Source organism: Flavobacterium labens, from assembly GCF_048286755.1.
Classification (GTDB): Bacteria; Bacteroidota; Bacteroidia; order Flavobacteriales; family Flavobacteriaceae; genus Flavobacterium.
In genome coordinates this window covers 179,250-191,395 of the sequence record NZ_JBLVPL010000004.1, presented here as the reverse complement: position 1 = coordinate 191,395, position 12,146 = coordinate 179,250, and the positions used below count along the sequence as shown (strand labels likewise).

13 protein-coding genes are annotated in these 12,146 nt (G+C 32.2%); 7 read left to right on the top strand and 6 right to left on the bottom strand.

Annotated features, from left to right (window positions below):
- Positions 1–3 precede the first annotated feature (3 nt).
- Both ACNQF8_RS11175 and ACNQF8_RS11170 read left to right on the top strand, forming a co-directional pair.
- Entirely contained in the window at positions 4–759 is a 756-nt protein-coding gene (locus tag ACNQF8_RS11175; protein ID WP_417953514.1) for a glycoside hydrolase family 16 protein, read from the top strand.
- Positions 760–1,102: 343 nt separating this feature from the next.
- Positions 1,103–1,687 carry an RNA polymerase sigma factor gene (locus ACNQF8_RS11170; RefSeq protein WP_282715214.1) on the top strand — a complete coding sequence of 195 codons (585 nt, stop codon included), beginning with the start codon at positions 1,103–1,105 and terminating at the stop codon, positions 1,685–1,687.
- A 303-nt stretch (positions 1,688–1,990) separates the two neighbouring features.
- Here ACNQF8_RS11170 and ACNQF8_RS11165 read toward each other — a convergent pair whose 3' ends face one another.
- Complete coding sequence (locus tag ACNQF8_RS11165) at positions 1,991–2,641, bottom strand: endonuclease III domain-containing protein (protein ID WP_315207802.1); 651 nt, start codon at positions 2,639–2,641, stop codon at positions 1,991–1,993.
- 89 nt (positions 2,642–2,730) lie between these two features.
- On the opposite strand from ACNQF8_RS11165, the gene bcp reads away from it, so the two are divergent.
- Entirely contained in the window at positions 2,731–3,183 is a 453-nt protein-coding gene (gene bcp, locus ACNQF8_RS11160) for a thioredoxin-dependent thiol peroxidase (RefSeq protein WP_417950168.1), read from the top strand.
- Positions 3,184–3,262: 79 nt separating this feature from the next.
- Here bcp and ACNQF8_RS11155 read toward each other — a convergent pair whose 3' ends face one another.
- Positions 3,263–4,723, bottom strand: coding sequence for a TonB-dependent receptor (locus tag ACNQF8_RS11155; protein WP_417950166.1), 1,461 nt, complete (start codon positions 4,721–4,723; stop codon positions 3,263–3,265).
- Positions 4,724–4,817: 94 nt separating this feature from the next.
- Between ACNQF8_RS11155 and ACNQF8_RS11150 the strand changes: the two genes are divergently transcribed.
- Genes ACNQF8_RS11150 through ACNQF8_RS11140 form a run of 3 tightly spaced genes read left to right on the top strand, consistent with a single transcriptional unit; the run spans position 4,818 to position 6,543 of the window.
- A complete protein-coding gene (locus ACNQF8_RS11150) occupies positions 4,818–5,582 on the top strand; it encodes an MBL fold metallo-hydrolase (protein ID WP_417950165.1) in 765 nt (254 codons plus the stop codon).
- Between the two features lie 11 nt (positions 5,583–5,593).
- Positions 5,594–6,094: a hypothetical protein gene (locus ACNQF8_RS11145; RefSeq protein WP_417950163.1), complete on the top strand. Its 501-nt coding sequence runs from the start codon at positions 5,594–5,596 to the stop codon at positions 6,092–6,094.
- A 2-nt stretch (positions 6,095–6,096) separates the two neighbouring features.
- On the top strand, positions 6,097–6,543 hold the full coding sequence (locus ACNQF8_RS11140) for a hypothetical protein (RefSeq protein ID WP_417950162.1): 447 nt from the start codon (positions 6,097–6,099) through the stop codon (positions 6,541–6,543).
- Between the two features lie 7 nt (positions 6,544–6,550).
- Here ACNQF8_RS11140 and ACNQF8_RS11135 read toward each other — a convergent pair whose 3' ends face one another.
- The 4 genes from ACNQF8_RS11135 to ACNQF8_RS11120 all read right to left on the bottom strand — a co-directional run bounded on the left by ACNQF8_RS11135 (position 6,551) and on the right by ACNQF8_RS11120 (position 10,848).
- Positions 6,551–7,198 carry an alpha/beta hydrolase gene (locus ACNQF8_RS11135; protein ID WP_417951275.1) on the bottom strand — a complete coding sequence of 216 codons (648 nt, stop codon included), beginning with the start codon at positions 7,196–7,198 and terminating at the stop codon, positions 6,551–6,553.
- A gap of 5 nt (positions 7,199–7,203) precedes the next feature.
- Positions 7,204–7,548, bottom strand: a complete 345-nt coding sequence (locus ACNQF8_RS11130) for a hypothetical protein (protein ID WP_417953515.1) — start codon at positions 7,546–7,548, stop codon at positions 7,204–7,206.
- A 4-nt stretch (positions 7,549–7,552) separates the two neighbouring features.
- Positions 7,553–8,806, bottom strand: coding sequence for a dihydroorotase (locus tag ACNQF8_RS11125; protein ID WP_417950158.1), 1,254 nt, complete (start codon positions 8,804–8,806; stop codon positions 7,553–7,555).
- A gap of 113 nt (positions 8,807–8,919) precedes the next feature.
- Positions 8,920–10,848: a BatA domain-containing protein gene (locus tag ACNQF8_RS11120; RefSeq protein ID WP_417953516.1), complete on the bottom strand. Its 1,929-nt coding sequence runs from the start codon at positions 10,846–10,848 to the stop codon at positions 8,920–8,922.
- 182 nt (positions 10,849–11,030) lie between these two features.
- Here ACNQF8_RS11120 and ACNQF8_RS11115 point away from each other — a divergent pair, with 182 nt between their 5' ends.
- The gene (locus ACNQF8_RS11115; protein ID WP_315207820.1) at positions 11,031–12,143 is read left to right on the top strand and encodes a lactonase family protein; all 1,113 of its coding nucleotides are present in this window, start codon (positions 11,031–11,033) and stop codon (positions 12,141–12,143) included.
- Positions 12,144–12,146: the final 3 nt, after the last annotated feature.

Genomic DNA, 12,146 nt, shown 5'->3' with positions numbered 1-12,146 from the left:
AAAATGAAAAAATTATTAGTATTATTACTTGTGGCCAATTTTTCTTTTGCGCAACAGAACAAGCGAAAACTGGTTTGGGAAGAAAATTTTAGAGGTACCAAATTAAATGAAAAATTTTGGAATTTTGAACTTGGAGATGGTTGTCCTAACTGTGGTTGGGGAAACAACGAACGACAATTGTACACGAAACAAAACCATAAGGTTGCCAAAAATCAATTAGTCATCACGGCTAAAAAGGAGGCTGATAAATATACTTCGACACGGATTACCACCAAAGGCAAAAAAGAGTTTCAATACGGTCGTTTCGAGGCAAGAGCAAAGCTTCCTGTTGGACAAGGAGTTTGGCCCGCTTGGTGGATGTTGGGTTCAAATATCAGTGAAGTCGGTTGGCCTAAATCGGGAGAAATCGATATTTTAGAATATGTTGGGAAAGAACCTAATATGGTTTTTACATCTTTGCATACGCAAGACAGTCACGGAAACACTATAAATACTAAGAGAACAAGATTTGATGCTATTGAGGAAGGTTTTCACATTTACGCTGTAGAATGGACGAAAGACAAAATTGATTTTTTTGTAGATGATACTTTAGTGTATACCTTTCAACCTAAAAATAAAACAGAAGCGATTTGGCCATTCAACCAGCCCTTTTATTTTATTGTTAATATGGCGATAGGAGGAAATTTTGGAGGTCCCGAAGTGAATGATAGTATCCTTCCGCAAGATTTCATAATTGATTACATCAGAGTTTATCAATAATCAGAAATATTAAGTAAAATATTTAAAAACAAAATAAGGTTTGATTGTAATTAATTGATAATCAGGATTTATTTTGTTTTTTTTCTTTTTAAGAATTCCTTGATATAAACTATTCTTTTTTTATGCAACGGCATGCTATTTGTATAATAAATGTGAAAAATAAAAGAAAAATTTTAACAAATTTTATTCATGATATGTTAATTTTTATTAATTTTACTTGCATGTTAAAACAATAATTAGTTAAATTTGAAAACTTAACAAACCTAAATATACACTAGCCTATAATAAAAAACTACTTTTTAGAGAAATCTCTTATTTTATTTTAAAACTAAAAAGTATTATTATGGTTAATATACAACTCCCTGACGCGTCATTAGTAAAGGATTATGTCGCAGGTAACGAGGATGCCTTAGCTAAATTAATAAAAAGGCACGAATCAAAAATTTATGGTTTTATTTATTCGAAAATTCCGGATAAAGATATTACCAACGATATTTTTCAAGATACTTTTATCAAAGTGATTAAAACTTTGAAATCAAATTCATACAACGAAGAAGGTAAATTCTTACCATGGGTTATGCGTATATCTCATAATCTGGTTGTAGATCATTACAGGAAAACAAAAAAAATGCCTATGTTTAGAGAAACCGAAGAGTTCTCTATATTTTCCATAATGTCAGATGATTGTCAGACGATAGAAAATAAAATAATTTCGGAACAAGTCGAAATGGATTTAAAAAAGCTAATCGAAGGACTTCCAGCGGATCAAAAAGAAGTATTGGTGATGCGAATGTATCAAGATATGAGCTTTAAGGAAATTTCGGAATCTACTGGAGTTAGTATTAATACCGCTTTAGGGAGAATGCGTTATGCTTTGATGAATTTGAGAAAAGTGATAGACAAACACCAAATTGTTTTGACCAATTAACAATATGTTTGAACTTGCTGCGTTGTAATATAAAGAAAAATATATATTACTCTATGGCAAAAATTTACTCAAAAAAAGCATCAGTTTCAGAAAAAAAGAAACCAAGTAAAGAAACAATTTCTTTCTTATTAAGTTATTCCAAAGCGTTGAGCATAATAAAAATAGACAATAAAAGTTTCGAAATCATATCGAATTAAAAACACCAACTCCAATTATTGGTGGTCATAAGTGTATTTAATTTGGTTTTAAATTATTAAAAAATCCCACTATTTTTAAATAGTGGGATTTTTTGTTAAGAACGGTTTATTTTTTGTAATAGGAATCAATGACTGTTTTTCTTCCAATTGTTTTAGTGATAATATCCTTGTCTAAATCCCAGCCACGAGCCGGAGAATATTCCCTTCCGTACCAAATAATCTGAAGGTGTAAATCATTCCAAATTTCCTCAGGAAAAATACGTTTCGCATCTTTCTCAGTTTGAATAACGTTTTTTCCGTTTGTCAAATTCCATCGGTACATCAATCTATGAATGTGAGTGTCAACAGGAAAAGCAGGAACCCCAAAGGCTTGTGACATTACGACACTTGCCGTTTTATGTCCTACAGCTGGCAATTCCTCCAAAAACTCAAAACTTTGAGGTACTTTTCCACCGTGTTTGTCAATTAAAATATGGGATAAACCATGAATTCCTTTTGATTTCATTGGCGATAAGCCGCATGGACGAATGATTTCCTTAATTTCCTCAACAGACATTTTTATCATATCATATGGATTGTCTGCTTTCGCAAAAAGTAAAGGTGTGATTTGGTTCACGCGAACATCTGTACATTGTGCCGAAAGTAAAACAGCAATCAATAATGTATAAGGATCTTTATGGTCTAAAGGGATAGGAATCGTTGGGTATAGCTCTTTTAACGTATTTATAACAAACGTTACACGTTCTTGTTTATTCATTATTCATTAAATTTGATTTGTAAAGAAAAACAATTTCAATGGCAATAGCAAAAGTCAAATTCAATTCAAATAAATAAAAAATATAAATAATGACAACATTAAAAAAAGGAGATAAAGCACCTGATTTTTCTGGTTTAGACCAAGACGGAAAATCACATCAATTAGTGGATTATGCAGGTAAGAAATTAGTCGTTTTTTTTTATCCAAAAGCAAATACACCAGGATGTACAGCAGAAGCATGTGACTTAAGAGATAATTTTGAGCGATTTCAAGCTAATAATTACGAACTGTTAGGCGTTAGTGCCGATGCTCAAAAAGCACAAGCCAAGTTCAAAGAAAAATATGATTTCCCTTTTCCATTACTTGCTGATGAAGATAAATCTGTGATTCAGGCTTTTGGTGTTTGGGGACCAAAAAAATTCATGGGAAAAGAATATGATGGTATTCACAGAACTACATTTGTAATTGATGAAAAAGGAATTATAGAGGACGTGATTTCAGATGTGAAAACTAAGGCTCATGCCGCTCAGATATTGAAATAATCTTTTTTTTAAGTAAAGAGCCAAGAAAAAGACATTAAAATTGTCTTTTTGTTGGCTCTTTTTTTACTTTGAAAACTACTTAATTACTTTCCTTCAAAACTTTATTTGGGTCATACCCAAAGAGACGGTGTTCTTTGATTATTTCTGCAATACCAGTAGGAAGCATTGTTTCCCAACCTGGTTTCCCATTATTAATCATGTTTAAAACTTCACGAGAGAAGACTTCTAAAATAGATGGGTCATAATCATCGATATCGACTACTTTTCCGTTGAATTTAAAGAATTTGTATAATTCTTTCATTCTTGGATGTACTTTTAAGTTTTCTGATGTGATTATTTCTCCATCTTCTCCAATCATTGGATACAAGAAAACTTTCATATCGCGATAGAATAACTTTCCAAATGCTTCCAAAATCCCACCGCTTAAATGACGGTAATATTTTTCATCAAAAATATCGACTAAATTATTCACGCCCATGGCTAATCCCATTCTGGCTTTGGTGTAATTAGCAAAATATTCCACCACTTTATAATATTCCTGGAAGTTTGAAATCATTACCGTTTGTCCAAGAGAACAAAGTAATTCAGCTCTATCCATAAAATCTCTTTCGTCAATTTCACCATCAGAACGTAAGTTTGATAATGTAATTTCAAAAACTACCAGTGTATTTTCGGCATTCACTTTATTCTCGTTCAAGAACATTTTCAATGATTTCTCATACATGTCCATGTTCACTTTTGTAACGGGACGAAAACTACCTCTAAAAGCAAGAATGTTTTTCTTGTATAAAATTGCTGCGGGAAGAATATTTTTACCTTCTGGGTTAAACATTACCGCATCAGTCATTCCATTTTTTACTAATTGTAAACTCATCAAACGATTGTCTACATCAGCAAAACGAGGTCCTGAGAAATTTATAGTATCTATTTCTAATTGATCTTTATCTAAGTGGTCGTATAAATAGCGCAACAATCGTTTAGGATCATTGTATTTATAATAAGCGCCATAGATTAAGTTTACACCAAGAATACCAAGTGTTTCTTGCTGTAATCGTACATCAGTTTCTTTAAATCGAATGTGAATGATAATTTCGTTATAATCTTCATCCGGTTCAATTTGATAACTAATTCCAACCCAACCATGTCCTTTAAATTGTTTTGCAAAATCAATAGTAGCTACAGTATTGGCATAACTAAAAAACATTTTGTTAGGATGTTTCTCTCTGCTCAATCTTTTTTCTATTAGATTTACTTCATGAGAAAGCATTTTTTTAAGTCGGCTTTCTGTTACGTAACGGCCGTCTTCTTCAATGCCATATACAGCATCACTAAAATCTTTGTCATACGCAGACATTGCTTTTGCAATTGTACCTGAAGAACCACCAGATCTAAAAAAATGTCTTACAGTTTCTTGACCAGCTCCAATTTCTGCAAAAGTTCCGTAAATATTTTCATTTAAATTGATACGTAGTGCTTTGTCTTTAATCGAAGGGATTTGTTCGATGATTTTGTCACCTTTTAATTTTATTTCTGTATCCATTTTCTTTTAATATGGCTAATATTTTGCAAAGTTAATGAAATAGGTTTCTAATGAAAGATAATTAACCCTATTTTTGTAAATAAAAGCAATAAAATTGAAGGTATATTTTTTAGGAACTGGCACATCACAAGGGATTCCTGTTATTGGGAGCAATCACCCAGTATGTAAAAGCACTGATTTTAAAGACAAAAGACTAAGAGTTTCCGTTTGGATTTCTTGGGAAAATCATTCTTTTGTAATCGATTGCGGACCTGATTTCAGGCAGCAAATGCTTTCTTCAAATTGTCAAAAAGTAGATGGAATCCTCTTTACTCATGAACATGCTGACCACACTGCGGGAATAGATGATATTCGTCCGTTTAATTTCAAGCAGGGAGAAATACCAATTTACGCACATCAAAGGGTTATAGATAATCTGAGAAGACGGTTTGAATATGTTTTTGAAACGGTAAATAAATATCCAGGCGCACCTTCTGTTGCAATTATAGAAGTTGTCAACAATCAACCATTTTCTCTAGGAAATAAAACGGTAATTCCTATTGATGTAATGCATGGAAATCTTCAGGTTTTTGGATATCGAATAGATGATTTTGCCTATTTGACTGATGTAAAAACGATTGAAAAAAGCGAAATAGAAAAATTAAAAAATTTGAAGGTATTGGTAATAAATGCGTTACGAGAAGAGCCTCATGATACGCATTTCAATTTGAAAGAAGCATTAGATTTTATAACTTTGGTCCAGCCGAAAACAACATATCTTACACACATTAGTCATATTATGGGATATCATGAAGAGGTTCAAAAAAATCTTCCTCCAAATGTTTTCCTAGCGTATGATAATTTAGAAATTACATTATAATTTAATCTACAATGAAACAATCACTATTCCTTTATCTCACTATTTTAGCAGTACTTTCTTCAATTTTTACTTATATGTTTTTGAGTAAACAGGTTACATTTGAACAAACAAGGTATGAAAAAACTACAAAAAAGTTAAGAGACAGTATACGTTTAGTTTCGAATCAGTTAGCTGATGCGAACTATTTTTCTTTGGCTAAAAATGAAAATGCCCAAAATTATTTTGATTCAGGAAGTTCAGATAAAATAATTCAATACGAAAAACTAATTCCTGTTGTTACCGAAAAATTATTAGATTTTAATTCCAACCCAAAAGGGAATCCTTATACCGGTCAAGATCAAATTGGAGCTAATGAATTTATTATCAATAAAGTAAGGGTCCTAAACCACAGATGGATTATTGCGGATTTTAGTGATGGCGAAATTTGGGGAGAAGTTTTATTAAAATATTTTGTCAATCCTGATGATAGTATTTCATTCGAAATAAATCAATCATTGTTATATCAAAAATAAGTATGAAAAAGGGATTGTTATTTTTGATAATAATCATTTTTGCTTTTTCTTGTGCAAAGCAAATGGATCATAAAAAGGAATCTAAGAGTCCAATTCTAAAAGAAGAAAAACCACCATTAGTAGGAGGCGATTTGGATGAAAACGGTTGTAAAGCTTCTGCCGGTTATACTTGGTCTGTGTTGAGAAAGGAGTGTATTCGGGTTTTTGAAATCGGAACTCGATTAAATCATTACGAGCAAAGCGGAGAAACTGCAACTACATCAGCTTTTGTGATTTTTGAAGCTAACAACGGTAATAAAGCAGAATTATTTCTGGATACCCAAAAGGAGTCTATTATTTTAGAGAGAAAATCCGAAGGCCAACCATGGGTTAAGGATGATTGGCAATTGATTACTTGGAAAGGTTATGTTTTGAAAAAAACAGAAGAAATTAAATATACAGGACAATAAAAATCGGTTAGTTGTTTACTAACCAATTTTTAAAGTCATAGAAATTTTGTGGCGCCACTCCATGACCCACAGGATATTCTTTATAAGTTATATTTATTCCTAAATTTTCTAATATTGCAGGTGTTTTTCTAGCCCATTCTACAGGGATTACTTGATCTGCAGTTCCGTGTGAAGCAAATATTTTCAAGTTAGTAAAGTTGTTTTTAAGATAATCCTCAGCTACAATTTCTAAATTCAAATAGCCGCTCATAGCGACCACTTTTTGAATTTTTTCTGGGTAAGAAAGCGCAACAGCATAACTCAAGATTGAACCTTGGCTGAAGCCAACTAAAGCAATTTGTGTGTCATCAATTGGATAATTAGCAATCAATTCATCAATAAATCCAGCTATTAAATCCCTTGAAACTTTGGCTTGTTCGTGGTCAGAAAATTTGTTTTCGTCTGCATCAAAGTTTATAGCATACCACGCAAAAGCACCGTATTGCATATCATAAGGGGCACGCGCTGAAATAATATAGTATTCATCAGGAAGCTCGGTTGCAAATGAAAATAAATTATCTTCGTTGCTCCCGTATCCATGTAATAAAAGGATAAGAGGATTTTTGTCTAATTTTATTTTAGGTTCTCGTATTTTATATTCTAAAGATAAATTCATTGTAATTATGATATATTTGAAAGCCATTTTTGATAATAATTCCCTAATAATGGAACCGGATTTGTTTCGCCTTTTATAGCACTTGTAATGCCATAAGACCATAAAACAAACACGAAAATCCACATTGGAGCTGAAATCATTAAGCTGTCAAAATTGCTGATGATTAATCCCAATGATATGAATGTTAAGGTAAGTCCCAATCCTTGGCGAATGTGAAAGGAAGCAAATGCATTTTTGTCCTCTGAGTTCATTGACATCGCTATGAAAACGCCAATTCCCAAGATATAACTGGTAATAGCGGCAGTTTTACCTGACTCTGAATTATTATTATTATTATTATTATTATTCATTTTTCTATGCTAAAATTAATTTTCCTTGATTCACAATTCCGTACACTTTCCCTTTAATTTCGGCACCTAAAAATGCAGAATTTTTTGATTTTGACAAAATGGATGATTTTGTGAAAATGTTTTTTGGTTCAGGATTGAATAAGGTAATATTTGCTTTTGAACCTTCATTTATAACTTGGATATCAATACCGAATGTGGATTTTCCAGCGGTCAATTTATCTATTACGGTTTCTAATGGCAATACGGTCATCAAAGCACCAAAAGCACTTTCCATTCCGATTGTTCCATTTTTGGCACCGTCAAATTCCATTTTCTTATGTTCAATGTCTATCGGATTATGGTCGGATGTAATCATATCGATAGTTCCGTCTTTTATCCCTTTCAACAATGCTTTTCGATCGGTTTCAGTTCTTAGCGGCGGCGAAACTTTATAACGAGTGTCAAAACCTTCTAGTTTTTCATCGGTTAAAACCAAATGATGTACTGCCGCACTACACGTTACATTTAATCCATTTGCTTTAGCCTCTTTGATTAATTGAACTGATTTTTTAGTCGAAATTGTCGGAATGTGAAGTTTTCCTCCGGTATATTCTAATAGAAATAAATTTCTTGCAATTTGTAATTCTTCAGCAAGATTTGGAATTCCTTTCAAACCCAATCGGGTAGAAACAATGCCTTCATTTGCAACTCCATTTCCTTTTATATTCTCGTCTTGAGAAAAAGCAAGAATTAATCCATCAAAATCCTGAACGTATTGTAAAGCGATTTTTAACAAATTAGCATTATCTAAACTTTTATTATAATCACCAAAAGCAACTGCTCCCGCATTTTTCATATCATACAATTCAGCCATATCTTTTCCTGCGCTTTCTTTGCTTAAAGCGCCAATAGGATAGAGTTGAGTTGCAAATCCTAATGCTTTGTTTAACACAAAATTCACTTGGGATTGATTGTCAATAATAGGGAAGGAGTTGGGTTGTAATGCGATTGCCGTAAAACCACTTTTAGCAGCTACAGTAAGCCCGTTTGAAATAGTTTCTCGGTCTTCAAAACCAGGTTCTCCAAGAGAAACGCTACTGTCAAACCAGCCTTGGGAAACATGTAAATTATCAAGTTGTATTTCTTCTGCTTTATCCGGATTTGGAAGCGTTGTTCCAATTTTTTTTATAAAACCATCAACAATTAAAATATCTACAGTCTTATTATGAAAGGGACTTTTCGAATCGATAATTTTTGCTTCTCTGATGATTAATTTCATATGTAGATAATATTTGTTTTTTTTAATAGAATATTGAATTTGCATTAACTTTTACGACCAAATTACGGTCATGCTCATTTCATCTTTATTTTTTAATTTTGGGCCTTCGTTATTTACTTTACGAATCGTATAATTGCCATTTCGGTTATTAGAAATAACAGTGCAAAGATAACAAACCATTTCCAAATTTGATTATCGGTCCTGTCAGTTTGTAAAGAGTCAAATAGCGATGGGATTGATTCGATTGTTTTATAGTCAGAAAGGATATTGTCATTGGCTGAAGCCAAATCACTTTCGGTTCTGTTGTAATTAAAACTGATGTTTTCAATCCACTCTTTTTTATTGTAAATGCTGAAATTTCCAGCTTGTTCCGGATAATCATTGAAAGTCATTTTGACTTTATTATTGAGAATTTGTTGTATCGGAATAAATTGTTCATCTGAGCCTTTTACGGTTAAAATAGCATCTTTGTTTAGCGATACTTCTGTTAAATGCGGATTGTTATTCCCAATTATCAAAGCATTTACACCGTTATTTTGATTGTGCATCGCCATCTTATAAAATGTAGGTACAATTAATGGAGATTGTTGGAAATTTGAATTTTCAATGTTGATAGGAGCTGCAAAAACAGCAACTGCTGAAACTGAATTTGCTATCGATGTCAAGAAAACACTTTGGTCCTCATAAGATAAAGCAGCAGGACTGGAACTTGATAATACAAACGAATTTTTTGTTTTTGGATATTGAAAATTAGTCACTTTATTTTCAAAAACACTATTGAATATAGGATGATTAAAGTTGATTTTAGTAATCAGCTTTTCTCTATTTTCTAAAGAATTGAATTTTAGGTTTCCAAAATTCGACATAAAAGAATTCATATTTGTAATGGAACTTATCGCCGAAGGAATCACAATTAAATTGCCGCCTTTTTCTACAAAAGATTTCAGCGTGGTTGCCAAAGCTTGGGGAATTTCATCTAATTCATTTAAAATAATAGTGTTTTGTTCTTCAAGTTTATTGTAGTCTAATGCGCTTAAAGTATAATTGTTGAAATTGAATTCTTCACTGGTGTAAATTCGGGAAAGGAAGTTGCTTTTTGCTGGTTCTCCAATGCTGATGATGTTGTTTTTTTTCGTTTTAGAAATGCTAAAATATAACGTGTTATCATAAGACAAACCGTTGTCAACTATGGAGAAATAACCATGAAAGGACTGTTTTGGAATCGTAAAGTTGAGGTTTCTTTTCTTCGTGTCTAAAGTTACTATCGTTTTAGCAATAAGCTTGTTTTCATTGTATAAAGAAATTGGAATCGGGTTGAAATCATCTCCATAACCGGATATTTGCACACTAATTTCATAAAAATTTTCTAATGTTTTATTGATGAAAACGCTGTCAATAGAAACATTATTTTTTTGTTCTGCTTTTGGGATTATAAATAAAGGCGAATCAGTTGCATCACTATTTTTTAGTTGTTTTTCATCAAGACCTAAGGCATCGGTAATGACAATGATGTCCTTTTTAAAAGCCGATTTATGCGCTTTTATTTTTGCCATTATATTGTCCAATTGGAACGGAGTAGCGCTGTATTTTAGATTTTGCAAGGCACTACGAACCGACTTTATATCGGTGTTCCAATAATTCTCGGAATTAGTGAGCAAAGAAAAATTTACATTTTCAGGAGTTTCTTCTAGCAGTTCCTGAACTGCTCTTTTTAGCAATTCTCCTTTTTTGCCTTTGGCTTGCATACTAAAAGAATTATCCAAAATGATATACAATTCATTGTTGGCATTTTTACTGTCTTTGGACGCAAAAAAAGGCTGCGCAAATGCTATAATAATACAAGTTAGCAGTAATAAACGACAGGCGAGAAGCAGCCATTTCTTGATTTTAGAGCTTTTTCTGGTTTGTATAGAAAGTGCTTTTAAGAAACGAACATTAGTAAAATATTCTTTTTTGAAACGGCGTAATTGAAATAAATGAACCAAAATTGGAACAATCAACAAGAACAGAAAGTATAAAATTTCGGGATGTTTAAAATGCATTCTGAGGTTGAGTTTACTTCACTGGATTTTATTTTCAATGGAGTTCATTGAATTTCGTGAGTCAAAAATACAAATTTGTTGACAGTTTTAGTTGAAGTTGTTATAATTTTTCAAAGGAATAAACAATTGACATTCATTATGAATATAATGTGTATTTTAGCTTTCTAATAAATTTTAAAAACATGAAAAAGCCGTTTGCTGTTCTTCTATTAGTTTTCATTTTTACAAGTGTTCAGGCACAAAAAAATAAATTCAATTTACTGATTGGAACCTATACCCAAAGTTGTGACAGTAAAGGAATTTATGTATATGATTTTGATTCAAACACAGGCGATTTCAGTTTTAAAAATGCTACTGAAAAGGTTATAAATCCAAGTTACTTGACGGTTTCAAAAGATAATAATTTTGTGTATTCCGTAAATGAATTTGGTGCTGAAAGCACAGTAAGTTCTTTTAGTTATAATCCAGCAAGTGGAAAATTAGACTTAATCAACAAGCAAAACTCCAAAGGTGCCGATCCTTGTTACATTATAAACGATGATAAAAATGTAATCGTTGCCAATTATTCTGGCGGAAATATTTCTGTTTTCAGTAAAAATGATGATGGAAGTCTTGCTGGAGCTAAGCAAGTAATACAGCATTATGGAAAAGGGATTAACGCACAAAGACAAGAACGTCCTCATGTGCATATGGTTCATTTTTCTCCAGATAAAAAGTTCGTTTTGTCCAATGATTTAGGGAATGACAAAGTGTATTCCTATGGCTATAATCCTAATGCTGCTAATACTGTTTTAGAATTGAAAGATAGTATTTCTGTAAAATCAGGAAGTGGACCAAGACATTTAACCTTTAGCAAAGACGGAAAATTTGTTTATCTATTACAGGAACTTGACGGAGCGTTAACAGTTTTTAGTTACGCTAACGGAATATTAAAGAAGATTGATGAAACGACTATTTTAGCTAAAGGCTTTAAAGGAACGTTCAGTTCTGCGGATATTCATATTTCGCCTGATGGGAAGTTTTTATATGCGTCTAATCGCGGTGAAGCAAATAACATTACAATTTTTAAAATTCTAAAAAACGGAAAATTAGCATTGAAAGGACAAAACAGTACTTTAGGGAAAGGACCTAGGAATTTTGCGATTGATCCTACTGGGAATTTTCTTTTGGTAGCTCATCAATATACAAATGACGTGGTAATTTTTAAAAGAAGTAAAAAGACTGGATTACTTACTGATACTGGTAAAAAGATTGCTTTATGTTCTCCTGTTTGCTTGGTTTTTACCAAGAATTAATAA